Source organism: Nonlabens sp., assembly GCF_051251825.1.
In the GTDB taxonomy this organism is placed as follows: Bacteria; Bacteroidota; Bacteroidia; order Flavobacteriales; family Flavobacteriaceae; genus Nonlabens.
Map to the genome: position 1 here is coordinate 123,004 of NZ_JBPOGG010000006.1, position 26,683 is coordinate 149,686.

A 26,683-nucleotide genomic window follows, 5' to 3' on the forward strand; every position below is an offset into this window, starting at 1 on the left:
TTTTGCTACAATGAAATTTACAATCCAACAAATTGCCGATATCCTAGACGGAACCATTGAAGGTGACTCTCAGGTAGAGGTTTCTAAATTGTCTAAAATTGAAGAAGGCGAGACTGGAAGCATCAGCTTTTTGTCAAATGTGAAATACACACCTTTTGTTTATACTACTAAAGCTAGTGCTGTAATCGTAAATTCAGATTTTATTCCCGAGCAAGAAGTCACTACAACCTTGATTAGGGTAGAGGACTCATATGGAGCTTTTACAAAATTACTCGAGTATTACCAAATGGTGAAACTCAATAAAAACGGAATAGAACAACCTAGTTTTATTCACGAATCTGCAACAGTAGGAGAAGGCTTTTATCTCGCAGCTTTTGGTTATATTTCGGCAAATGTAAAGTTAGGAGATAATGTGAAAATATTTTCTCAAGTTCACATAGCAGATAATGTGACTATAGGAGATAATTGTGTGATTCATACCGGAGCAAAAATCATGTCAGATTCTGTAATAGGTAATAACGTCACGATTCATGCAGGAGCAGTAGTAGGAGCAGACGGATTCGGTTTCTCGCCTAATGCTGACGGAACTTATAGTAAGATTCCACAAACTGGAATTGTGATCATAGAAGATAATGTAGATATAGGTGCACTTACCACGATTGATCGTGCCACATTAGGAGCTACAATTATTAAAAAAGGAGCTAAGCTGGATAATCAAATCCAGATAGGTCATAATGCTGAGGTAGGAGAAAATACGGTAATAGCTGCGCAAACAGGTGTAGCTGGATCTGCAAAAATAGGTAAGAACTGCCGTATAGGTGGACAAGTAGGTATTGCAGGACATATTAATATAGGAGATAATGTAGGTATCCAGGCGCAAAGTGGCGTAGGTAAAAATATAAATGATGGAGAAACGATTCAAGGTTCTCCAGCGTTCAATTATGCTGAATGGAGCCGATCATATGTATATTTTAAAAATTTAAAAAAGCTAAATGGTAGAGTTGCCGATTTAGAAAAAAAGAAATTATAGATGACTACAACAGATTTTAAACAAACCACTATTTCAAAAGAAGTCTCCTTATCAGGTGTAGGACTTCATACAGGAAATAATGTGACTTTAGTTTTTAAGCCTGCTGCTGCAGACCATGGATATAAATTCCAGCGAGTTGATTTAGAAGGACAACCTATCATTGAAGCAGACGCTAACTACGTTACAGACACTAAAAGAGGAACAACACTAGATAAAAATGGTGTTCATATTAATACATGTGAGCACGTTCTTGCTGCCTTAGTAGGTCTAGAGATTGATAACTGCTTGATTGAAATTAACAATAGTGAGCCACCTATAATGGATGGATCATCTAAATTTTTCATTGAAGCTCTTGAAAATGCAGGAACTGTTACTTTAGATAAAGATCGCAAAGAATACGTGGTTAAAGACATCATCTCATATAGAGATGAAGAAACAGGAAGTGAAATAATCCTCATGCCTGCTGATAGTTACCAAATTACCACAATGGTTGATTTTGGGACTAAAGTGTTAGGAACACAAAATGCCACTTTAGATAAAATCTCAGATTTTAAAGACCATATTTCAGACTCTAGAACCTTTAGTTTCTTACATGAAATTGAAATGTTATTGGAACATGGATTAATAAAAGGTGGAGATTTAAATAATGCCATTGTTTATGTAGATAAAGAACTATCTCCTAAAACCATGGAGAACCTTAAGAAGGCATTTAATAAAGAAAATATCTCCGTAAAACCTAACGGTATTCTTGATAACTTGACATTGCATCATCCTAATGAGGCAGCACGTCACAAGTTACTAGATGTGATAGGAGATCTTGCTCTAGTAGGAACAAGAATAAGAGGTAAAGTCATAGCAAACAAGCCAGGTCACTTTGTGAACACTCAATTTGCAAAGAAGTTATCTAAGCTTATAAAATTAGAAGCTCGTAATAATGTGCCTAAAATAGATTTGAACCAGGAGCCTTTAATGGATGTGGTGAAAATCATGGAAGTATTACCACACAGACCACCATTCCTTTTAATCGATAAGATCTTTGAACTATCAGACTCTCATGTAATCGGTTTAAAGAATGTGACTATGAATGAGCAATTCTTTAACGGTCACTTTCCAGGAGCTCCAGTAATGCCAGGAGTACTTATCGTTGAAGCAATGGCACAAACAGGTGGTATTTTAGTGTTAAGTACTGTTCCAGATCCAGAAAACTACCTTACATTTTTTATGAAAATGGATAATGTAAAGTTCAAGCGCAAAGTCTCACCAGGAGATACGCTTATATTTAAATGTGATTTAATTACTCCTATAAGAAGAGGAATTTGTCACATGCAAGCTTATGCTTATGCAAATGGTATCCTTTGTGCCGAGGCTGAGTTAATGGCACAAATCTCAAAAGTTAAGTAATGAATCAACCACTAGCATACGTACATCCAGGAGCAAAAATTGCAAAGAATGTAGTCATAGAGCCTTTCACAACTATTCATAATGATGTAGTGATAGGTGAAGGAACATGGATAGGATCAAACGTTACCATTATGGAAGGTGCTCGCATAGGTAAAAATGTAAGTATTTTTCCAGGCGCAGTAATTAGTGCGATTCCTCAGGATAAGAAATTTGAAGATGAAGACACAACTACGGTAATAGGAGATAACACGACCATTAGAGAATGTGTTACCATTAATCGTGGGACATCTGACCGTATGAAAACCGTAATAGGTAAGAACTGTTGGATCATGGCTTATTGTCACATTGCACATGATTGTGTGGTAGGTGATAACTGTATTTTTTCAAATAATAGTACACTTGCTGGACACATCACAGTAGGTGATCACGTTGTTCTTGCTGGTATGGCTGCCGTTCAACAATTTTGTCAAATAGGAAGTCACGCCTTTGTAACTGGTGGATCTCTAGTAAGAAAAGATGTGCCACCATTTGTAAAAGCAGGTCGTGAACCACTTAGTTATGTTGGGATTAATTCTGTAGGATTGAGAAGACGTGGTTTTGAATTAGAGAAAATCAGAGAGATTCAGGATATTTACAGAATCCTTTACCAAAAAAATTATAACGTTTCACAAGCCGTTCAAATCATAGAAGCAGAGATGAGCGCTACAAATGAGCGTGATGAAATTATAGAATTTATTAAAAACTCAAAGAGAGGTATCATGAGAGGATACGTCACTAGTAACTAAGATATTATGGCAAGTACAAGCGACATTAGAAAAGGATTGTGTATTAGATACAATCACGACATTTATAAAATTGTTGAATTCTTACACGTTAAACCTGGTAAAGGTCCAGCATTTGTAAGAACTAAATTAAAAAGTGTAACAAACGGTAAGGTGATCGATAACACCTTTTCTGCAGGTCACAAAATTGATGATATACGTGTAGAAACGCATGCATTTCAATTTCTTTATCAAGATCCGGAAGGTTATCATTTTATGAATACTGAGAATTATGAGCAAATTCGTTTACAGGAATCTGTACTTGATGCTCCAGATTTATTAAAAGAAGGAGAAATCGTAAAAATTCAGATTAATACTGAGGACGATTCACCGCTTTCTGTGGATATGCCTCAATATGTAGTTCTAGAAGTTACAGCAACTGAGCCTGGATTAAAAGGAAACACAGCGACTAATGCTTCTAAACCTGCAACCGTGGAGACTGGAGCACAAGTAAACGTACCTTTATTCATTAATGAAGGTGATAAAATACGTATCGATACTGAAAAAGGTGCTTATCACGAGCGCATGAAAGAGTAAATGAAGTTTTCTCAAACACATAGATTAAAAAATATCGCTGCGCTCATTAATTGTGAGTACGTGGGCGATGATGAATTTCCTGTGACCGGTATGAACGAGATTCATGTTGTGACACCAGGAGATATTGTGTTTGTAGATCATCCTAAATACTACGATAAAGCATTGCAAAGCGACGCGACCATCGTGCTTATTAATAAGAAAGTAGACTGCCCAGCAGGAAAAGCGCTCCTTATTTCAGATGATCCTTTTAGAGACTTTAATAAATTAACGCAGCATTTTGCTCCTTTTCACGCTTTCGCGGAAGCGAATACTAACCCACCAAAAGTAGGAGAAGGAACAATCTTGCAACCCAATGTCTTTCTAGGAAACGATGTAGTCGTAGGAGAGAATTGCGTGATCCATAGTAATGTATCCATTAACGATCGTTGTATTATAGGTAATAACGTAACCATTCATTCTGGAACTGTCCTAGGAGCCGATGCTTTCTATTACAAACGCAGACCTGAAGGTTATGATAAACTTTTAAGTAATGGTCGCGTAGTTGTAGAGGACCATGTTGAAATAGGCAGTTTATGTACTATAGATCGTGGAGTTAGTGGAGATACAACCATAGGTTATGGAAGTAAGCTTGATAATCAAGTACATATAGGACATGATACCGTTTTAGGGAAACATGTGCTTATCGCTAGTCAAACTGGTATTTCTGGTTGTGTGGTGATTGAAGATGAGGTGAAAATCTGGGGACAAGTAGGAATACGTAGTGATATAAGACTAGGAAAAGGATGTGAAATAATGGCACAAAGTGGTGTCTCAAAAGATGTTAAACCAGGTGATGTACTGTTCGGTTCACCAGCTTCAAATGCTAAAGAAAAGTTTAGAGAGCTGGCAGCTATAAGAATGTTACCTAACTTTATTAAAAATAACTAATGTCAGCAGCCGCAAAGAAAATTGTAAGAAGCTTTTTAGATTCAGATGTGTTTGTTAAACCTGAAGAATTTGATAGCCATTTTCATAAAGATTTTAAAATGCACTGGCACGCCAGTTCAGGTTACAGAGAATTCAATTATGAGGATTATAAAAGATTTACTCAAGCGATATCTGTAGCTTATGAAAGTATGCGTTCTGAAGTAACACATATGATCAGCGATAAGGATGAGGTTGCTGCTCGTTTTACAGTGTTCGTAAGAACGGTAGAAAATAATAGAGAAGAAGTGCCAGTAGGTTATTTTATCTCTATCTTTAAAGTCTCAGAAAATAAGATAATTGAGGTGCATCAAACGAGTCACCCAAGCGAACAATAAATAAGAAAAACTCAACTTAAATATATATAAATGAGCGTTTTAGTAAACAAAGATTCTAAAATTATAGTACAAGGATTCACTGGTAGTGAAGGAACATTCCACGCTGGCCAGATGATAGAATATGGTACAAATGTAGTCGGTGGAGTAACACCAGGTAAAGGTGGCCAGACACATTTAGACAAGCCAGTTTTCAACACTGTTTCTGAAGCTGTTGAGAAAGTAGGAGCAAACGTAACAATCATATTCGTTCCACCAGCATTTGCCGCAGACGCGATTATGGAAGCTGCAGACGCAGGAATAGAAGTAATCATCACGATTACTGAAGGTATTCCAGTTGCAGATATGGTAAAAGCTGCAGACTATATTCAAGATAAAAACTGTCGACTAGTAGGTCCTAACTGTCCAGGAGTTATTACTCCAGGTGAGGCAAAAGTAGGTATCATGCCTGGTTTTGTATTCAAAAAAGGAAAAGTAGGTATCGTTTCAAAATCTGGAACTCTTACTTATGAGGCATCTGACCAGGTGGTAAAACAAGGTTATGGTATTTCTACAGCAATAGGAATAGGTGGAGATCCTATTATAGGAACTACTACTAAAGAAGCTGTAGAGCTTTTCATGAACGACCCAGAAACTGAAGCTATCGTTATGATAGGTGAGATAGGTGGACAACTAGAAGCAGACGCTGCAAAATGGATCAAAGCAACTGGTAATAAAAAACCAGTTATAGGATTTATCGCAGGTGAAACTGCTCCTGCTGGTCGTACTATGGGACACGCTGGTGCAATCGTAGGTGGAGATGAAGACACTGCTCAGGCAAAAAAGGCTATCATGAGAGATTGTGGAATTCATGTTGTGGATTCTCCAGCAGAAATAGGTAAAAAAGTAGCTGAGGTATTAGGCTAATTTTAATTTATAATGTCTAGACTTCTTTTAATTTAAGAGAAGTCTAGGCTTTTTTAATTCAACTAACTATGAAATTACTTGAAGGTAAAACAGCTCTTATTACTGGAGCGAGTAGAGGTATAGGAAAAGGAATTGCTCAAGTGTATGCAAATCATGGAGCAAACGTTGCTTTTACGTACAGTAGTTCTGAAGCGCCAGCGCTGGAACTAGAAAAAGAATTAACAGCTCTAGGTGTAAAAGCCAAAGCTTATAAAAGTAACGCAGCGAGTTTTCAAGAATCTCAAGATCTTGTGGTACAAGTTGTTGAAGATTTTGGAACTGTTGATATATTGATTAATAACGCCGGAATTACAAAAGATAATTTGTTGATGCGCATCAGCGAGGAGGATTTTGATCAAGTGATTGAGGTGAATCTTAAGTCAGTATTTAACATGACTAAGGCTGTTCAACGTACTATGTTGAAACAACGTTCTGGTAGTATAATCAACATGAGTAGTGTGGTAGGTGTTAAAGGAAATGCTGGACAGACTAACTATGCTGCTAGTAAAGCAGGAATCATAGGTTTTTCTAAATCCGTAGCTCTCGAGTTAGGTTCTAGAAACATAAGATGTAACTCTATTGCTCCTGGATTTATCGAGACTGAAATGACTGGTAAATTAAATGAAGAAGTAGTGCAAGGTTGGAGAGATGCTATTCCATTAAAACGTGGTGGTTCTCCTGAAGATGTTGCAAATGCTTGTGTGTTTTTAGGAAGTGATTTATCAACTTATGTAACTGGCCAGACACTTAACGTGGACGGTGGTATGCTTACTTAATATTATTACTTAGTAAATTTCTATGACTGTATTATGGATCATTCTTGCGGCTATCGTTGCAGCGCTCGTAGCCCTATTCCAGTACGGTTATATATTTTATGGTCATAAAAAGAATAAAAGAAAACCGTGGTTTGCCTTATTGAGGTTCTTCACGGTTTTTGCTATTTTGATACTTTTCTTAGACCTTAAGTTTGATAAAACCACTTATCAAACCATAAAACCCTTACTACTGCTAGAGGTTGATAATTCTAGTTCTATCGAGCAGCTAGAAGCGGCTATATCTTTAGAAACTGATTACAACAGTATCTTAAATCATCCAGATCTGGTTGATAATTTTGAAATACAATCTTTCGGTTTCTCTAATGAGATTTCACCACTGGATAGTCTAAATTTTAAAGGTAGCGATACAGATATTTATCAAGCTATTGCTCAACCTCAAAAGTTATTTAAAGAACGCAATAAAGCGATTGTACTGCTAACTGATGGAAACCAAACTAGCGGTAACAGCTATCCATATGCAAAAATAGATGCAAAAACTGGTGTCTATCCCATCATCTACGGTGACACCACTCAGTACCCAGATTTGAAAATCAGCCAACTTAACGTGAATCGTTATTCTTACTTGAATAATGAATTTCCCATAGAAGTTTTTACTTCTTACAGCGGTGATGCAGCTGTGAAAACCTCATTTAAAATAATGAGTGGCAACACGACTTTACATCAAGAACAGTTGAGTTTTTCTAAGGAAAATCCTTCACGCGTAGTGAATGTAAATTTGACTAGTAAACGTGTAGGAACGCAGTCCATGAGAGCGATTCTCACACCGCTTACTGCCGAAAAAAACACATCAAACAACTACCGCAACTTTGCTGTAGAAGTCATCGATCAACAAACCAAGGTGTTGATTCTAAGTGACGTCATGCATCCAGATCTTGCTGCGCTTAAAAAAGCAATTGCTACAAACCAGCAGCGTGATGTAGAAATTAAAAGCACGAGTGATAATCCAGACTTGAATGATTATAACTTGGTGATATTTTATAGTCCTGGAAACGCTTTCGCGAAAGCGTATAATCAAGCCAAACAGCTCAACAAAAACACCTGGACAGCTACTGGCCCAAGTACTGATTTTAAATTCTTAAACAGTCAGGTAACAGCTTATGAGGTAGAACTGGACGAGGAATTTGATGAAGTTCAACCGATTTTAAATACCGCGTATTCCACGTTTAATCTGGAGGATTACAACTATGATGATTATCCACCTGTGAAAGTCCCTTTTGGAGGAGTTAAGATGAATACAGCGCCAGATGTGCTCATGTATAAAATGATAGGTGATGTGGAGACTTTACAGCCTTTATGGTTTACCTATGAAGAAAATGATTCTAGACATGCCGTTCTCCTTGCAGATGGTTTCTGGAGATGGAGAGCACAAAGTTATCTCGATGAAAAAGAGTTTAAGAATTGGGATGATCTAGTAGGCAGCCAGGTGCAATATCTAGCGTCAAATAAAAAGCGCAACCGACTGGAACTGGACTATGAAACCTTCTATTACCAAAACCGTAAAATTGTCATCAACGCTCAATACCTAGATAAGAATTATGAGTTTGAGGATAATGGAATCATTAACATGACTCTCATACGCAAGTCAGATAATAAACGTGTGGTGCGACCATTTATACTGGAAGGAAATAGTTACACGGTTGACTTGAGTGGATTTGATGCAGGCGATTATCGTTTTACTGTTAAGGTAGAAAATGATCAACTTTCTAAGAGTGGTGCGTTGAGTATTCTTGAATTTGACGTAGAGAAACAGTTCATTAGTGCTCAAGATAAAGGTATGAAACAGCTCGTAGGTGCTGATCAAGTTTACTATGAAGGTCAAGTAGATGAAGTGGTTCAACAGCTTTTAGAAAATCCTTTAATGAAACCAGTAGAACGAGCAAGTGTAAGTTATGCGAGTTTAATAGATTGGGAATATTTATTAGGATTGATATTATTACTATTGGGAATTGAATGGTTCTTGAGAAAATATAGCGGACTTATCTAAGTCTTTAGCATCAGCAGTATCAATTAGGCTCAAGAAATCTTTTAACTATTGTTTGTTACCTAACAAACGTTTGTGTTGTAACTTGACACTTTAAACTTAAAATAAATATAGTAATGGAAAAATTACCAAAGGCAGGATTATTTGCCATTATAGCAGTAGTACTTTTAGTAATTATTGTTCTTAAAAGCTCAGTAGTTATAGAGTCTGGACAGGCAGGAGTTTTATTTAAGACACTGGATAATGGTGTAGATAGAGAGAATACTTATGGTGAAGGTTTTCATATCATCGCTCCATGGAATGATATGATTATTTATCCAGTAAGACAGCTTTCTGTGAGTGATAAAATGAGAGTACTCTCAGTTAATGGTCTAGAGGTGACTGTAGATGGAACTGTATGGTATCAACCTGAGTATAACAAGTTGCCTTATTTACACCAAGAAAAAGGTCGTGAATATGAATCTCAAATTCTGGCGCCGGCGATCAGTGCAGCAGCGAGAAGTGTAGTAGGTCGTTATACACCAGAGCAATTATACTCAAGTAAAAGAGATGTGATTCAAAACGAGATCCTAGATGAAGTTCAACGTGAATTATCTAGTCAGTATATTCAGGTGAATAGAGTTCTTGTAGAAGACGTGACTTTACCGCCTAAAATTAAATCGGCTATTGAGCGTAAACTGGAGCAGGAACAAGAAGCCCTAGAATATGAATTCCGTCTCGCAAGAGCAACTAAAGAGGCGCAAAGACAAAAAATTGATGCCGAAGGTAAAGCAGTGGCCAACAAGATTTTAAGTGCATCCCTAACAGATAAAATTCTAATGGAAAAAGGAATCGAGGCTACCTTAAAATTAGCAGAATCTGAAAATTCTAAAGTAGTTGTAGTAGGTGGTGGAAATGGTGGAGGATTACCTATCATTTTAGGAAACCAATAAATAGTTAAGATTACAATTTTCAAAAAGCGCAAATCGTGAGGTTTGCGCTTTTTTTATGGGCTTAACGTACTAGAAATAAAGATGTCATATATTATTCCTACTTTTAAGTAATAAAGTTTGCATCATGAAAACATTTCTACTCAGCCTTCTACTTCTTTTTAGTTTTTACTTATCCAGTGCTCAGTGTCCGCCAGTAACGCAAATTGGTTATAATAATTATACAGGAACTTCCGTGGATATTGAATGGACAATTAATGGTACTGCGACTTTTTGGGAAATAGAATATGGAGTTTCTCCATACATTCAAGGTTCTGGTGGAACAATAATCTCTGTAGTAGGCTCAAATCCTTATTCTGTATCAGGCTTAGTTCCAGGAACTTTATATGATTTTTATGTGAGATCTGTTTGTGGACAGAATAGTTTTTCAACTTGGACTGGACCTTTACTCGTTCCTGGGAATTATAACACAATAACTGGAACTATTACTTACGATCAGGATAATAATGGCTGTTCAGTTACAGATCCAATAGCAGCTGGAGTTTTAGTGCAAGCTGTGGAAACAACTACTTCAAATCAATATTTTGCTCTTACTGATGCAAATGGTAACTATACTCTAAATGTTCTTGATGGAACCTTCACTATCAGTAATAACTTTTCAAATCCTAGCGTTTCGGTTTCTCCTTCATCACCTACTTTAACTTTTCCAAATGCTACCAATAGTGCTGTACAAGACTTTTGTCTAACACCTATCGTATTACAAGAAGACGTTACTGTAACAATAATTCCTATAAGTCAAGCACGACCAGGATTTGATTCTAGTTATCGTATTCTACTCACAAATCAAAGTACTTTGCCGGTAACTGATACGATAATTTTTACCTATGAAGATGATTACATGACTTTTTTAATGGCTGTTCCTGCTGCAAATGCTTCTACTGCAAATTCCTTATCGTGGAATTATACGTTGAATCCGTTTGATAGTTTGACCTATGAAATAGATTTTAACTTAAATCCACCTACACATCCTACTTTTCCTTTAAATGCAAATGATATTCTAAACTTGAGTGCGTCAACTTATCTCACAGGAGCAGATGTTGATGTAACGAATAATACCTTCAATCTGGACCAAGTAGTTGTAAATAGTTACGATCCTAATGATAAGACTTGCTTACAAGGAGAAACCATTGATCCTGTAATGATAGGTGAGTATCTGGATTATTTAATCCGTTTTGAAAATACTGGAACGGCTAGCGCTATAAATGTGCGTATCAAAGACGTGATTGATACTTCTAAATTTGATGTCAATAGCATCGTACCAGTAGATGCCAGCCATGATTATTACATGAGTGTAACTAATGGTAACGAAGTAGAATTCCATTTTGATGATATCAATCTAGATTTTAATGATGCTACTAATGACGGTCATATCTTATTCAAAATTAAAACCTTGAATTCCTTAGTAGACGGAGACAGCTTTGATAATACGGCCGAGATTTACTTTGATTTCAATTTCCCAATTATTACAAATACAGAAACTGTAACGGTTATGAGCACCGCATCCACAGTAGAAACCACAGATTCTTCTATAAGCCTTTATCCTAATCCAGCGACTAACTTGATTCATCTATCAGCTACGAGCCACTTAGTAAGTGCTACCATAGTGGACTTAAATGGTAGAATGGTATCTCAAGAACGCTTTCGCGAAAGCGGAATTCAACAAACACTGTTACTCGAACATCTCACTAGCGGAATCTACTTTGTAACGATTCAAAGTGAGGTAGGGAAGAAGTTGGAGAAGTTGATTGTGAAATAGGCATGATATGTATTTCTTAAACACAAATAAACCGCTATCATTTGGCATTGATAGCGGTTTCAACTTAACTTAATCTAACTTAACTAAGAGTTATGACATCGTAAATGGATACTTATTTTCTCCCGTTACTTTGTCAGCTATTATATTACGTAGCTCGATGATATTAGGCAGGTTCACGTATTTAGTGAATCGCTTTAATCCCATTAACATCATGCGTTGTTCATCACCTTCTGCAAATCCTGAGATTCCTTCTTCGGCTCTATTTTGAATGATTTTTACAGCATTGTATAAATAGAATTTACTCATTGCGATTTGCTCTTTTTGAGCTTCCACACTAGTGCGAGCGATGTTCTTTTGAGTTCTTAGTATCGCACTTTCTGCCATATAGATCTCGATAAGAATATCAGATGCTGCAAGTAATAATTGCTGGTGCTCTTCAAGTGCTGGGCCAAATTTTTGTACCGCACTACCTGCAACCATCAAGAATACTTTTTTCAATTTCTTTATCATATCCATTTCCTCGCTTAATGGCTCTGAGAAATCTGGAGTATCAAAAGATGGGATAGAAGTAAGTTCATTTCCTACTGCCATTGCTGGCTCTAGAAGATTCACATGACCTTTCATCGCTTTTTTAACAAGCATTCCTACCGCTAGCATGCGGTTGATCTCGTTAGTACCTTCATAAATACGTGAGATACGAGCATCTCTCCAGGCTGCTTCCATAGGAGCGTCTGCACTGAAGCCCATTCCTCCATAAATCTGGATTCCTTCATCACTACAAGATTGTATATCTTCAGACACGGCTACTTTAAGAATCGAACATTCTATAGCAAATTCTTCTACACCTTTCAATTCAGACTCAGCAAATGTTGCTCCATCTTCCTGACGTTTGTGGATTCTGTTTTCAATATCTTTTGCAGCACGATAAGAAGCACTTTCACCTACGTAAGCATTAGTAGCCATTTCAGCTAGTTTCTTTCTTATAGCGCCAAATTTTGCAATAGGAGTATTGAACTGCTCACGATCGTTAGCATATTGTGTAGCCAATGTGATCACACGACGTTGTGCGTCTAGACAAGCAGCTGCAAGTTTGATACGACCTACATTTAATGCATTCATGGCAATTTTAAATCCTTCACCACGACCAGCAAGCATGTTTTCCACAGGAACCATACAGTCGTTAAAGAATACCTGACGAGTAGAAGAGGCGTGAATACCTAATTTATGCTCTTCTTCACCCATTGAAATTCCATTACTAGGATCATTTTCAACGATGAATCCCGTAATGTTTTTATCATCTTCTAGTCTTGCAAATACTACAAACACACTACAGAAACCTGCGTTTGAGATCCACATTTTCTGACCGTTGATTTTGTAATGTTTTCCGTCTGCCGTTAATTCGGCTTTAGTTTTACCAGAGTTAGCGTCAGATCCTGCACCTGGCTCTGTTAAACAATAAGCTCCAAACCACTCACCAGTAGCGAGTTTAGGAACGTATTTTTTCTTTTGCTCTTCAGTTCCGTACAAAGTAATAGGCATAGTTCCTATTCCTGTATGCGCACCAAATGCAGTTGCAATAGATCCAGTAGCACCAGATATGTAATCACAAACTAACATGGTAGAGACGAATCCCATTCCTAGACCATCATATTCCTCTGGAACAGCGACACCTAAGAATCCCATTTCTCCTGCCTTGCGCATTACCTCTTCAGTAAGTGCGTAGTCTTTCTTTTCAAAACGTTCTTTATGAGGAACGATTTCTTTATCTACAAATTCTTGTACGCTTTCACGCATCATCTTTTGCTCATCAGAGAAGTCCTCTGGAGTAAAAACATCTTGTGGATTTGTTTCAGTCACGATGAATTGTCCACCGCGGATCATGCTTTTTTCTTTATTACTTTCCATAATTTTATATTCTTTCTCTTAGTACTTAGTATTTAGATCGCTTAGCTGCGCTAGCTGTTAGTATTTAGACATTTAAAAAAAATAACTATAGTTCTTTATTCTTTGACTTGTTCAGAGTTCGTTGTAATGCAACATTCATCTTACTTACCTCTACACATTGATCAACTATATTTCTCATTGTTGAAGCGTTTATTAGATCTAATCTTTCTGAAAGGAAAGTTTGAGTTATTAGCTCTGATGTACTTCCAGATGCAACGCCTAGAAAGTAGTTGAATTGCTGATTTGAATTCCTTCCAGAACCTTCAGCTATATTTGAAGGAATGGACACAGCGCTTCTTCTCATTTGAGAGGTTAATCCATACTTTTCTTCATTAGGATACTCCTCAGTAGCTTTATAAACGTCAACAACTAAATCCATAGCTTTTTGCCAGATTTTTAGTTTCTCAAATTGATGCATATTTTTAGTTTTATGTTAAGACTCTGCTTTCGCGAAAGCGAAATACTTAAGATATTTTATACTGTTACAATAATTTATCCTTCTAACACTATAGCATATACTTAACAGTCTAACTACTAACAGCATAGCGGTCTAACTACTGATTACTACCTATCTAATTTAAAAACTCAAAAATTCCAGCCGCACCTTGACCTGTTCCTACGCACATAGTTACCATACAATGCTTTCCTTGATTTCCACGTTTTCTCATTTCATCAAAGATTTGTACAGATAGTTTTGCACCTGAACATCCCAGTGGATGCCCTAAAGCGATTGCTCCACCATTAACATTCACAACATCTTTATTAAGACCTAAATCCCTTACTACTGCTACAGATTGACTTGCAAAGGCTTCATTTAACTCAATAAGAGCCATGTCTTCTTTTTTAAGACCAGCTTGTTTAAGAGCTTTTGGTATAGCAACTATTGGTGCTATTCCCATGATTCTAGGTTCGACAGCAGCTACAGCAAAACTTACTAATTTTGCAATAGGTTTGATGCCTAATTCATTAACCATTTCTTCACTCATTACAAGTGTAAAAGCTGCGCCATCACTAGTTTGAGATGAGTTACCAGCAGTTACACTACCACCAGCAGCAAATACAGGACGCAATCTAGCAAGTGCTTCCATGCTTGTGCCTTGTCTAGGACCTTCGTCTTTAGTAACTGTATAAGTTCTTGTCTTTTTCTTTCCGTCTTCGTCTAGATACGTTTCTTCTACATCGATAGGAACGATTTGATCTTGGAAACGATTCTCAGCTTGAGCTTTTAAAGCTTTCATGTGAGAATCATAAGCAAATTGGTCTTGCTCTTCTCTAGATACATTGTATTCATTTGCAACTTCCTCGGCAGTGAGTCCCATTCCCCAATAGTAATCTTCATGACCTTGCTTAGCTAGGCTATAAGCTGGAGCAGGTTTATAACCACCCATAGGAACATAACTCATACTTTCAACTCCACCGGCGACGATACATTGTGCCATTCCAGATTGTACTCTTGCAACTGCTGCACCTATTGCATCAAGTCCAGAAGCACACCATCTGTTTATGGTAATTCCAGGAACATCAACTCTATCAAGTGCTAGAAGTGATATCTGACGAGCCATGTTCAATCCTTGTTCTGCCTCAGGCATTGCATTACCTATGATCATGTCATCAATAAGTCCTTTATCAAAATCAGGAAGGTCTTTCAACATTCCTTGAATAGTTTCGGCCGCTAGTTCGTCTGGTCTTTTAAATCTAAAAACACCACGACCTGATTTTCCTACTGCCGTTCTTTTTGCGGCAACTATATATGCGTTTGTCATTTTCTTAGTTTCTTAAAGGTTTACCTTTCTGGATCATGTGTTGAAGTCTTTCCAAAGTCCTTCTTTCTCCTGTAAGACTTAAGAATGCTTCACGTTCTAGATCTAGTAAATATTGTTCAGATACTAGAGTAGGTGAACTTAAGTCCCCACCAGCCATTACATAAGCTAATTTGTTAGCGATTTTCAAGTCATGATCACTGATGTACTTACCAGATTTCATAGCCTCTGTTCCTACTAAGAACATTCCTAAAGCTTGCTTTCCTAATACCTTAATGTCTTTGCGCATCGCAGGTTGTGTATAACCTTTATCAGCTAGTAATCTTGCCTGCGCTTTCGCGAAAGCGATACGTCTATTATCATTTACAACTACATGGTCTACTCCTTTTCTAAGAATTCCTAGGTCAAATGCTTCATAAGCACTCGTTGCAACCTTTGCCATTCCTACAGTTAAGAAGTATTCTTGAAGTCTGTTTAACTCAACGTCGTTTTTCTCAAAAGTGTCACTAGCTCTAAGTGCCATCTCTTTAGAACCACCACCACCAGGAATTACACCTACACCAAATTCAACAAGACCGATATAAGTCTCTGCGCTTGCAACAGCAACGTCTGAGTGCATGGTCATTTCACATCCACCACCTAAGGCCATTTGATGTGGCGCTACGATAGTAGGAATACTGCTGTAACGCAATCTCATTACGGTGTTTTGGAATTGTTTGATGGCCATATTAAGCTCATCATACTCTTGCTCCACAGCCATCATGAATATCATCCCAATGTTTGCACCTACAGAGAAGTTAGCACCATTGTTTGCAACAACAAGTCCGTCAAAACGATCTTCGGCAATGTCTATGGCTTTATTCATACCTGCAAGAACGTCTCCACCTATAGAATTCATCTTAGAGGTAAATTCTACATTTAGGATTCCGTCACCTATATCGTGAACTGTTACACCTGAGTTTTTAAATACTGGTGCATTTGCACGCAAGTTGTCTAGGATGATAAATCCGTCCTGACCTGGTTTCTTTACATAATCTTTATCTGGGATAGAGTAGTAGTAAGTTGCTCCATCTTTAACAGTATAGAAAGAATCAAATCCTTTTTCTAGCATTTCAGTTACCCAAGCAGCTGGTTTTTTACCAATCGCTTCCATGAGTTCCACACCTTTTGCAACACCTACAGCATCCCAAACTTGGTACGGTCCATGTTCCCAGCCAAATCCTGCACTCATCGCATCATCAATGCGGTAGAGCTCGTCAGATATTTCTGGAATACGATGTTGTACGTATGCAAATAGTGAAGCAAATGATTTTCTATAGAAATCACCAGCTTTGTCTTTTCCTTTTATAAGAACCGGAAAACGATCTGCAACGTTATCAATTGTTTTTGTTAACTCAAGAGTTGCAAACTTAGCACGTGGCTGTGCAACATACTCCATAGAGTCTAAGTCTAAAGCAAGAATTTCTTTCTTTCCTTCCTTAGTAACGTTCTTTTTGTAAAAACCTTGACCAGTTTTAGAACCTAACCATTTGTTTTCCATCATCGTATTGATGAAATCTGGAAGTTTAAAAGTGTCTTTATGCTCATCATCAGGACAGTTTTCATAAACACCATTTGCCACATGGACTAAAGTGTCTAATCCTACTACGTCTACCGTTCTAAAAGTAGCTGACTTTGCACGACCTATAACTGGACCTGTTAGTTTATCAACTTCAGAAACTGTAAGTCCCATTTCTTTAACGGTATGGAACAAACTCTGGATAGAGAATATACCGATACGGTTACCTATAAATGCTGGAGTATCTTTTGCAAGAACTGATGTCTTACCTAAAAACTTCTCTCCATACTCCATTAAGAAGTCCGTCACTGCTGGATCACAATTAGGACCAGGAACGACTTCAAATAATTTCAAGTATCGTGGCGGATTGAAAAAGTGAGTTACTGCAAAGTGTTTCTGGAAATCTTCACTTCTTCCTTCATTCATAAAGGAAATAGGGATTCCTGAAGTGTTAGAAGTGATTAATGTTCCAGGTTTGCGGTGTTTCTCAATTTGCTCAAAAACAGATTTTTTAATATCCAATCTTTCGACAACAACTTCCATTACCCAGTCGGTATCTTTAATCTTAGATAGATCATCTGTAAGATTTCCAGTAGTAATTCTACTAGCAAAAGAGTTGTTATATAATGGAGCAGGCTTACTCTTGATTGAAGCGGCAAGATTATCGTTCACCATACGGTTGCGGACTACTTTGTCTTCTAGAGTAAGGTCTTTTGCCTTTTCTTTATCAGTAAGTTCTCTAGGGACTATGTCCAGAAGAAGAACCTCGCAACCTATGTTTGCAAAATGACAAGCGATACCGCTTCCCATAATTCCAGAACCGATTACGGTTACATGTTTAATTCTACGTTTTCCCATATTATTTGTTGACTATGGTTTTATGTTTAAAAATATTTTTTTGACTTACTAGATCATTGATTTTATGTGCAACTTCTAGAAATGTATTAAGTTTTTCTTGTTCTATGTTTTCCTTTACTGCGGTGTCAAATGATTTCACGACGCTTTTAGAAAAGTTACGCATTTCTAATCCAAATTCTGTTAAATGAATAAGAACACTTCGTCCATCTTCAGGGTTTTTCTTTCTGGAAATAAGCCCTTTTTCTTCCATTGTTTTTAAAGTACGAGATAGGGAAGTAGCCTCCATTCCCATTTTAGGTCCTAGTGCAGTGCTAGGAGTGCCATCTATAGGATCAATGCTAATTAAAGCAAATCCTGTAGCCATGGTGCTTCCTTTAACAGCAGCTTGTTCATTGTACATTTTTGAAATGGACATCCACGTAGCTCGCAATGTATAATCTATGGTTTTATCTCTCATGTACTCGTGTTGAAGAATCAAAGATAGGAAAATTTTACTATGCACGCATAATAAAATCATAAAAATTATAACGTTTTCGTAGAATGTGATTTTGTTGGTAACGCTTTCGCGAAAGCGAATAAAAAAAGTCCTAACAAATTAATGCTAGGACTTTTAAAATTATTAACTAATTATCTAGTAGTTGATATAAACCCAACTAGCAGTATCCTCAGTGTCTGCATCATTATATTGAATCACATAGAAATATGTTCCTACAGGTAACAAGCCATCTCCAGCCATTGCACCTTTGTTAGGTATTCCTGCAAATTCTTCATAATTGTTTGCTGATGTTTCATAAACAACTGAACCGTTACGGTTGAAAATCTGTAGATTAAAGTTGTTGTATTGCTCTGCTAAACCTGGAATAGAGAATGTGTCGTTTACTCCATCACTGTTAGGTGAGAACCCTTCTGGGAATATAATTTCACAACGATCAAATATCAATGTGAATTGAGAAGTATTAAAACATCCAGTACTATTGTTTTCTAAACGAGCATATAATAAATCAGTTGAGATTCCTGCTTGGAATGGTACCGTATAATTTAATGGTAAAGAATTAACTCCGTTTTGAGCATCAACATCAGTTGTGTAGTAACTGATGGTATAATCATTAGGATTTAATCCAGCTAATACCGCAGCGTCTTGAACTGATAAGTCAAATAAATTTTGATTGAGATCAACATTATCATCACAAATGTTAGTTAGGTCAGGAGCGTTTCCTATTGCCGGAGCTTGTTGCACAGTTATATCAAAACTTGAAGTTCCAGCACAACCAGCTGTACTTAATAATCTCACATAAATAGTTTCAGTTCCAGATACTGTGTATGGAGAAGATAAAGGAGCATTTCCACTATCAGCGTCGGCTTGTGATGCGTGATAAGTCACTGTTCCTGTTCCTCCATTCAATACTGCGCTATCTTGATCTGTAAGTATAAAGTCTGAACTACCATCAAGTGGTGCATCATCACAAACTTCGATATCTGCAACAGCACCTAGAGTAGGAGCATTAGTTACCACTAAATTAAAAGGAGCAGTACCATAACAATCCACATCATTTGTGTTTTGTAATCTTACATATAGTATTTGTGGATTCATTGTATTAGTGTACAATACTGATGTATCAATGGCACCCATATTCATATCAGCATCTGTTTGAGAAGCATGAATCGTATAATCAACGTCCACTGGATTACCAGCTTGTGTCGCAATAGTAGGTAAGAAACTTGCTAAATCAAAATCTTCAATTCCATCCTGACTAGCATCATCACAAATTTCAAAGTCTGGAATATTACTTACTGATGGTACAGAACTAATCGTAAGAATAAATGAACCTATTGCAGAACATCCATCATTAATAGGAGAAGTATTGTTTGCAATACGAACCCAAATCTCATTAGAACCTAAAGTTGCGTTATAGTTATCTGGTAATGGATTTTGATCTAAATCAGCATCAGTTGCGTTTGCGTGATATGATATATCAAATGTAGCAGCATCTTGAGTTCCAAGAACATCTGCAGTGAACTGTGTTAAATCAACGATTTCCATACCAGAGTTATCGTCATCACAATAGTCTAATAAAGTTACGTCTACAGGATCAACAATTCCATTTTCATAAATTGTAATTTCTTGAGTAAAATCTCTTACATCACCAGAAACGTTAGTCACGTTTACTGAAACTGTGTAAGTTCCTGCGTTTGCATAAGTATTTGTAACAACACCAGGACCAGTAACGGCAAGTGTGTTTCCATCTCCAAAATCCCAGTTTGAAGCCGAAACTTGTGGCAAACAAGAAAGAATGAACTCTGTGGCATCACCTTGACATTGATCATTAACTACAAATGAGCTGGCAAATGTAGATTGTATAAATACTGGTAAACCTTCTCTACAAACTGCTGGGCTGATATCAAAATAATCAGAAACGTAAGAAGCGGTAGGTGTGTCTGCATCTACAATAGCACCTAAGAAACTTGTATCGGCTCTTGCAGCATATATAATACCATCTTTTCCTAATTGTAAAGTTCCTCTTCCATCAGGAACTGCAGTGGCTAATATGTTTTGAGTCGCGACTATATTATTAGGGTCACACATGTCATATTGAAAAACATCTCTAGTTGTTACACCAAATCTTGATCCAGTTTCACAGTATAAGTATTGGGATGTTTTAGAGAATTCTACTCCATAAACAGCTCCACCGTTTAATTGTAAACCAGCACCACCAAATTGTCCAGTTCCAGGATTAAAATCATAAAGGTAACATCCAGATCCACCACCTACAGTACCAAAGTTATTGTTACCGATAGCTAGTTTAGTTCCATCTGGCGAGATTCTCAACATTCCATTTACAGAAGTTGCAGTTGCGGTTGTCGCATTGTAATAAGGTAAATTACCGTTACCAGCTTGAGGAATCGGAACAGGAAATACAAATGACACTCCTGCCGAAGCTATTCCTCTAACTTCCCAAGTGAATAAAGCGTTGTAACTTCCAGAACCTTGGTTAGTTGCCGTTGAATTACTTCTTGCAAAAGTCATTACGTAAGCGTTGTTAGAACCAGTTTTAATAGTAGCTGCTACTTTTTCAGTACAACCAGAATTCAAAACAATATTCTTAATTCCTGGAACTACATCTCCAAGTCCACCGTTTAAAGTCATTTCAACTCTAGAGTATGCTAAAACGCGATTAGTTCCTACTGTGAATATAAAATATACGTCTGGTGTTTCTGGAGCTTTTACTATAATCGCTGCTTGTGTAGAAGATGCACTACCTAAAAGACCAGTACCGTTAGGCATGATATTTCCATCTTTATTCCAAACATCACGACCGTTAGTGAAAAATAATAGATTTCCCTGATCATCTGAAATCGATGCCACACCTTCTTCTTGTGTGTAATTTGCATTTAACATGAAAGGATCTTGTGATCTATTCTGTGGATTAGGTGTGAACTCTACCGCTGCACCATTACCAAAAACCCACCAAGAGGATTCTTCTTGGGCTACGGTTGAGAACGATACAACTATCGCTAGTATAAAGAGTATTGCTTTTTTCATAATTTATTTATTTGAAATATTTGGTTTAGTTCTTAATTTAAATAAACATAACCAGCAATGGGTTTTACTCCAGGCTCGTTAAGTTCTATGATATAGAAATAGGTTCCAGTGGGCAATTTATTGCTAGAATTATATAATAATCCTCTATTACTAGTTCCATCCCAGGCAGGAGAATTATTATCTCCTTCCCAGATTTTCTGACCATACCTCGTAAATATAAAAATTTTATGTTTATCATACACATCTTGTAATCCAGAAACGATGAACGTATCATTTAATCCATCACCGTCAGGTGTGAGCACATTATAAATCTCGATTGGGCAATTTTCAACGCTAATTTGGAAGGAAAGGATGTCAAAACAGTTATCATTTGTTACTCTTACAAATAATGTTTGAGGATTACTTGTATTTTGATAAGGCAAGTTTGTGTTCACGGCATTACTATTTTGATCGGCATCTTCTAGAGATTCATGAATAGTTACTATTTGACCTGCTGTAGAGTTTATTTGAGCATCAATTACTGATAAATCAAAGCTCGCTGTATCAAATCCTTCATCACATAGTAATATATCTTGAGGAATTCCATCTACACTTACAGCTTCATAAACTGTGATATCTAGAGTTTCTGTAAAGTTTGAAACTAAGGTTTCAATAGTTGCCGTAATTGTATAATTCCCTGGTGCACTGAAAATATGGCTGGGATTTAATTCTATGGAACTATTGTCTAAACTGGATGGATCACCAAAGTCCCATAAAATACTTACTACTTGTGCACTTGTACTGAATGAAAATGATTGATTCTCACCATAACAATGGTTATCTCCCATAATATCACCATTTAATAAAAATGACTGAACAAAAATGGGAAGTCCATAAATTGCTTGAGCACCTGTAGTAAGTGGAAAATCGTTAAATAGATAGTTAGATGCTGTACCAGCGTCATCAGGATTATTAATGACACTTAGCGCTGTTTGATTAGTTCTAGAATGATATATCTTATTATCCAGTCCTAGTTGTAACGCGCCTCTAAATGGTGCAATCATATCAGTATGCACTACTGTTTTGCTAGCAGCAACATTTGTAGCGGTTAGATCATATTGTAATATCTCACCTCTTAAGAATTCAAAAATGATGGAAGTCGATGGTAACATAAAATCTGCTTCGGCATATAGATATTTTCCATTTCCAGAGAACTCTACACCATAGAAACTTGCACCATCTGCTCGAGTCATTAATGGTTGCGGATTTGAAACTACACCTGTTGCATTATCAAAATCATACAAGTAAAGTTCGCCACCTTGAGCATAAGCAAGACTACGAGCTTCTAGCGTACTGGTGATTCCTGCAAAATCTGCTGTGGTGTTATTTGAAAAATGCGCGGCAGCTAGTTTGTCTCCACGAGCATTCAATTTAATGTAGCCTCTCATGGCTGCAACATCTACGTTTGTGATTGTAGAAGTGATCAATTCTATAAATGGACCTACGGTACTCGTTACTGGTGTTACATTTAATCCTGCAGCACTGAGTTCATAAGCATAATAAGTTCCTTCAAACTGAGTAAGCACCCAAAATCCATCTCCAGTCGCATTTGAAATGGCTGTTAGTTTTTCCGAGGTTAGCGGTAAGAGGTTGATGTTTTTTTGGCTAGGAACCACATCACCAGTTCCTCCATTCAGTGACATATCTACGATAGAGTAGTGGAATCCCACATTTTGGCGATATTGTTGATCGTCTGTATCCACAGTAAAAATATAGAAAAGGTCACTATTTCCTGGCTGTGGTACTATGATGGCGCTAGAAGTACTTGAGGAATCTCCTAATAATCCAGTTCCATTAGGCATTAATGTATGAGTTGTGTCATAAACTAGAGAACCGTCTGTATAAAATAACAGATTTCCCATATCGTCAGAAATCGTTGTACAACCTTCACCTGTAATTAGTTGTCCTACGTTTGTCGCCATAGCACTACCAGACGAGAAGTCGATTCCAGCATTGACACCAAAGTACCACTGGGATGATTCTAGTTGCGCTTTCGCGAAAGCGGAACATAAAAAAATAATGCTATATAAAATGTATCTCATTGCCTAAAAGTAAAAATAGGCATTTTGAATTTATCTCTTCAAAGTAAAATGTGAAGAAAAAGTAGTACCATCCATTAACGTCGCCTTAAACCAGTAGTCACTGCTAGGCATAGGATTACCGTTAAAAGTTCCATCCCAACCTATACCATCTGCTGCGATTTGCTTCAGTAGTTTTCCGTAGCGATCAAATATGAAAATCTGAGCATTGGGCTCCATAGTAAATGAAACACCTATTAACTGCCAGTAATCGTGATAATTATCATTATTAGGAGTGAAATATCTAGGGTATCCTATAATACTGAAATCCTGAGCTACTGTTCCACAACCATTTTTATCGCGTACATATAAGGTGTAAAATCCAGGAGCTAAATCTTCAAATACAGGACTATCCTGAAATGGTTCTTCTAGACTCACGCGGAATTCATAATCACCTAGACCACTCACGTTTGCGGTTGCAGTTCCGTTGCTAGAACTTCCTGCATGAATGATGTCAATGCTGTTAATAGTCGCTAAGTCACTAATTATTACAGTGACAACTCTATTGCTAGTACAACCGTTTGAATCAGTTACAGCAACTGTGTAATCTCCACCGGTTGTTACTTGAATACTGAATGTATTTTCACTCGTGTTCCATAAATAAGTATAGTCTGCTGGTGTGCCAGAAAGTATTCCAGCGTCTATGGTAAGTGGTTGTGGATTATTTCCACAATAGTCCACTAGTTCAACTGGTTCAACATCTGGTAAATCATTAACTATTAATTCAACTTCACTGATTCCAAAGCAATTCCCATCTGGAGATTCTGCTCTTGCAAAAATCACTTGGTTATTAGGAGTTGTGTTGTCATAACTAGCTGGTAAAGGGTTTTGCTCAGTGAGCGCATCATTTAAACTCACGTAGTAATTTACAGTTACGTTTGCCGGTGCTGCAATAAGCACAGAACTGCTTGCGTCGCCCAAATTAAAAGTAGTGATTCCATCGAGTGTTCCATCATCATCACATCCTATGAGTGAAGTGTCTTGAGCATCACTAGCACTTACAGATAAAGTTACTTGTGAGGTCGTGTAACAGCCTGTTGTATCATCTGTAACTCTTGCAATTACAACTTGCAGTGGAGTAACATTTGTATAATTCATGTTATCTAGTGGAGAAACATTGTTATCTGCGTCATTTTGATCTATGTGATAGGTAACCGTTACGCCAGTGGCAGCAGCACTTATGGTACCATCAAATTGAGATAGATTGAATATAGTTCTACTATCTAAAGTACCATCTTCATCACATTGAAATGCATTAGTATCGTTGGCAACAGGTTTAGGATTAACGATTAATCCAAAACTGGTCGTATCTACACAACTTGCTTCAGCATTATTTACAACTCTTACAAAGATGGTTTGGTTGAAAGCAGTGGTGTTTGTGTAATTAGTAGGTAATGGTCCATTCCCAGAATCTGCATCTAGCTGTGATGCGTGGTAGCTTATCGCAAAGTCTGTTGTAGATTGTGTTCCATATACACCAGCTGTTTGCTGACTTAAATCAAAGGTCTGGAATCCATCAAAGTCATCATCACATACTTCTAAGTCACCTACTGCATTTGCAACAGGTTGAGCAAATATTTCCAAATCAAAACTTGTGGTATCATAACAATCCTCGTTATTGTTGTTTGCGATACGGGCATATACCGTTTGAGTTGCAAGGCTCGTGCTATAAGGTAACGTTAGCGGATTGTCACCAGCATCAGCATCTGATTGAGAGTTGTAATATTCAACGTTAAAAGTAGTCGGGTCTTGCGAACCTAAGATTTGTGGAGTGGCTGTATTTCCTAAATCAAAAGTTTCTGTTCCATCATTATTTAAATCACAAACAGCTACACTGGTTACAGGATTTACAAATGGTGTGTCAAAGATCTGGACACTTTTACGATAAGTTCTTACAGAACCATTAATAGTTAATGTAAGTACTACATTATAAATGCCGGGTGCTGCATACACATGTGTAGGACTTTCAACAGAAGAGTTGGTTCCATCACCAAAATCCCAATCAACTAAAGTAGGTGGAATGTCAGAATCAAATTCAAAGGCGGTATTATCTCCTAAACAAGTAAACTCAACATCTATAAGCGCAAAGAAACTCTGTATAAAAGGAGGCAATCCTTGTGTAGATAACCTACCAGCAAGTGGAATAGCATCATGAACATAATTACATCCAGCACCTAGAGTATTAGGATTATTTATTACACCGAGGAATCCGCGTCCAGTATCATAAGTATCTGATAATGCTCGGTATATTTTTTTATCAATTCCTAGTTGTAGAGATCCGCGAAATCCCTGTCGTGTATCAATGATAACAGCGCTTGTTGCAGGACTAGCACTCGTCATGTCAAACTGAAACAATGTAGAGGTTTGATCTGCTGGATTATTACCATTTCCGTCATTGGATGCAGTTACATATAAAATACTACTGTCTGGAGAGAATTCTACTCCATAACCGCTTTGATTTGTACCACTAAATATAAGAGGTCGCTCATTTGCTACAACTCCGGTTAGTTGATCATAATCGTATAAATAAGATCCGCTTCCCATGTTACATGATACCATGTATTGTCCATCAGGAGATATTTTAAGGTTTCCACGACGTCCACCACCTGTGATAGTTGTAGAAACTTGAGATTTTACAGGAACAGGATCTACTCCAGTTGGGCCTACTGTAAATGTGTAGAACGTATCAAACGCAGTTCCTACACCATTAAATTCTGCCAGTGCAGTAACTAGGATTTCATCATTAACTCCATGATTAATGGCAGTAATTTTTTCAGAACAAGTTCTTATTAAATTGTTAGGATTTGCGATACTAGACATTACAGCACCTTGTCCTAGATTTGCAGTCATATCTACTTCATACCAGTGTAATCCAGAGTCCTGTCCACCAGTCGCTGCGGTATCAACGGTAAAAATGTAATATATGTCTGGATCTTGAGGCTTAGGAATAATAATAGCACTTTGTGTACTGGATGGGTTTCCTAATAAACCTTGACCATTTTGCATGATCAAATGATTTCTATCAAAAACGGTAATTCCGTCAGTATAAAATAAAAGATTACCATTCTCATCAGATATGGAGGCGCAACCTTCATTAGTATTTAACTGCCCATTTGTTAAAGGAGTAACAGCACCGGTTACAGGATCAAAAGAAATACCTGCGTTAAATCCAAAATACCAATTTGAGGCTTGTAATTGTGCAGTCGTCAACTGGGACGCTGCAATTACCACAAAAATTAAAATCGCAACTACTTTCTTTTTTATTAGAATCATAGTTGCGAAATTAATAATTACATATCACAAATTTATAT

Annotated in this window: 19 protein-coding genes; 11 read left to right on the forward strand and 8 right to left on the reverse strand. The window is 37.2% G+C overall.

All coding sequences use genetic code 11. From position 1 onward, the window contains the following. Window positions 1-10: 10 nt before the first annotated feature. The 11 genes from lpxD to ACSHWW_RS09420 all read left to right on the forward strand — a co-directional run bounded on the left by lpxD (window position 11) and on the right by ACSHWW_RS09420 (window position 11,594). Window positions 11-1,030 carry a UDP-3-O-(3-hydroxymyristoyl)glucosamine N-acyltransferase gene (gene lpxD, locus ACSHWW_RS09370; RefSeq protein ID WP_435682184.1) on the forward strand — a complete coding sequence of 340 codons (1,020 nt, stop codon included), beginning with the start codon at window positions 11-13 and terminating at the stop codon, window positions 1,028-1,030. Further along, entirely contained in the window at window positions 1,031-2,431 is a 1,401-nt protein-coding gene (locus tag ACSHWW_RS09375) for a bifunctional UDP-3-O-[3-hydroxymyristoyl] N-acetylglucosamine deacetylase/3-hydroxyacyl-ACP dehydratase (protein ID WP_435682185.1), read from the forward strand. Beyond that, window positions 2,431-3,216 (forward strand): acyl-ACP--UDP-N-acetylglucosamine O-acyltransferase, encoded by a 786-nt coding sequence (gene lpxA, locus ACSHWW_RS09380; RefSeq protein WP_435682186.1) that lies wholly within the window; start codon window positions 2,431-2,433, stop codon window positions 3,214-3,216. Before ACSHWW_RS09375 ends, lpxA begins: the two co-directional genes overlap by 1 nt. 6 nt (window positions 3,217-3,222) lie before the next feature. Continuing rightward, on the forward strand, window positions 3,223-3,789 hold the full coding sequence (efp, locus tag ACSHWW_RS09385; protein WP_435682187.1) for an elongation factor P: 567 nt from the start codon (window positions 3,223-3,225) through the stop codon (window positions 3,787-3,789). Further along, window positions 3,790-4,716 (forward strand): UDP-3-O-(3-hydroxymyristoyl)glucosamine N-acyltransferase, encoded by a 927-nt coding sequence (locus ACSHWW_RS09390; protein ID WP_435682188.1) that lies wholly within the window; start codon window positions 3,790-3,792, stop codon window positions 4,714-4,716. Then, window positions 4,716-5,090 (forward strand): nuclear transport factor 2 family protein, encoded by a 375-nt coding sequence (locus ACSHWW_RS09395; RefSeq protein ID WP_435682189.1) that lies wholly within the window; start codon window positions 4,716-4,718, stop codon window positions 5,088-5,090. Before ACSHWW_RS09390 ends, ACSHWW_RS09395 begins: the two co-directional genes overlap by 1 nt. Before the next feature lie 30 nt (window positions 5,091-5,120). Continuing rightward, on the forward strand, window positions 5,121-5,993 hold the full coding sequence (gene sucD, locus ACSHWW_RS09400; RefSeq protein WP_435682190.1) for a succinate--CoA ligase subunit alpha: 873 nt from the start codon (window positions 5,121-5,123) through the stop codon (window positions 5,991-5,993). 68 nt (window positions 5,994-6,061) lie between these two features. Then, window positions 6,062-6,808: a 3-oxoacyl-[acyl-carrier-protein] reductase gene (gene fabG, locus ACSHWW_RS09405; protein ID WP_435682191.1), complete on the forward strand. Its 747-nt coding sequence runs from the start codon at window positions 6,062-6,064 to the stop codon at window positions 6,806-6,808. Window positions 6,809-6,830: 22 nt separating this feature from the next. Next, entirely contained in the window at window positions 6,831-8,852 is a 2,022-nt protein-coding gene (locus ACSHWW_RS09410; RefSeq protein ID WP_435682192.1) for a hypothetical protein, read from the forward strand. A gap of 113 nt (window positions 8,853-8,965) precedes the next feature. Next, window positions 8,966-9,781, forward strand: coding sequence for a prohibitin family protein (locus tag ACSHWW_RS09415; protein ID WP_435682193.1), 816 nt, complete (start codon window positions 8,966-8,968; stop codon window positions 9,779-9,781). A gap of 124 nt (window positions 9,782-9,905) precedes the next feature. After that, window positions 9,906-11,594, forward strand: a complete 1,689-nt coding sequence (locus ACSHWW_RS09420; protein ID WP_435682194.1) for a DUF7619 domain-containing protein — start codon at window positions 9,906-9,908, stop codon at window positions 11,592-11,594. Between the two features lie 90 nt (window positions 11,595-11,684). Here ACSHWW_RS09420 and ACSHWW_RS09425 read toward each other — a convergent pair whose 3' ends face one another. The 8 genes from ACSHWW_RS09425 to ACSHWW_RS09460 all read right to left on the reverse strand — a co-directional run bounded on the left by ACSHWW_RS09425 (window position 11,685) and on the right by ACSHWW_RS09460 (window position 26,645). Further along, the gene (locus tag ACSHWW_RS09425; RefSeq protein ID WP_435682195.1) at window positions 11,685-13,499 is read right to left on the reverse strand and encodes an acyl-CoA dehydrogenase family protein; all 1,815 of its coding nucleotides are present in this window, start codon (window positions 13,497-13,499) and stop codon (window positions 11,685-11,687) included. An 85-nt stretch (window positions 13,500-13,584) separates the two neighbouring features. Beyond that, complete coding sequence (locus ACSHWW_RS09430) at window positions 13,585-13,956, reverse strand: four helix bundle protein (RefSeq protein WP_435682196.1); 372 nt, start codon at window positions 13,954-13,956, stop codon at window positions 13,585-13,587. A 154-nt stretch (window positions 13,957-14,110) separates the two neighbouring features. Beyond that, entirely contained in the window at window positions 14,111-15,301 is a 1,191-nt protein-coding gene (locus tag ACSHWW_RS09435) for an acetyl-CoA C-acyltransferase (protein WP_435682197.1), read from the reverse strand. A 4-nt stretch (window positions 15,302-15,305) separates the two neighbouring features. Then, window positions 15,306-17,714 (reverse strand): 3-hydroxyacyl-CoA dehydrogenase/enoyl-CoA hydratase family protein, encoded by a 2,409-nt coding sequence (locus tag ACSHWW_RS09440; RefSeq protein WP_435682198.1) that lies wholly within the window; start codon window positions 17,712-17,714, stop codon window positions 15,306-15,308. A gap of 1 nt (window position 17,715) precedes the next feature. After that, window positions 17,716-18,171, reverse strand: coding sequence for a MarR family winged helix-turn-helix transcriptional regulator (locus ACSHWW_RS09445; protein ID WP_435682199.1), 456 nt, complete (start codon window positions 18,169-18,171; stop codon window positions 17,716-17,718). A gap of 174 nt (window positions 18,172-18,345) precedes the next feature. Beyond that, the gene (locus tag ACSHWW_RS09450; protein WP_435682200.1) at window positions 18,346-21,255 is read right to left on the reverse strand and encodes a gliding motility-associated C-terminal domain-containing protein; all 2,910 of its coding nucleotides are present in this window, start codon (window positions 21,253-21,255) and stop codon (window positions 18,346-18,348) included. Window positions 21,256-21,287: 32 nt separating this feature from the next. Beyond that, complete coding sequence (locus ACSHWW_RS09455) at window positions 21,288-23,336, reverse strand: gliding motility-associated C-terminal domain-containing protein (protein ID WP_435682201.1); 2,049 nt, start codon at window positions 23,334-23,336, stop codon at window positions 21,288-21,290. Window positions 23,337-23,366: 30 nt separating this feature from the next. Further along, window positions 23,367-26,645, reverse strand: coding sequence for a T9SS type B sorting domain-containing protein (locus tag ACSHWW_RS09460; protein ID WP_435682202.1), 3,279 nt, complete (start codon window positions 26,643-26,645; stop codon window positions 23,367-23,369). Window positions 26,646-26,683: the final 38 nt, after the last annotated feature.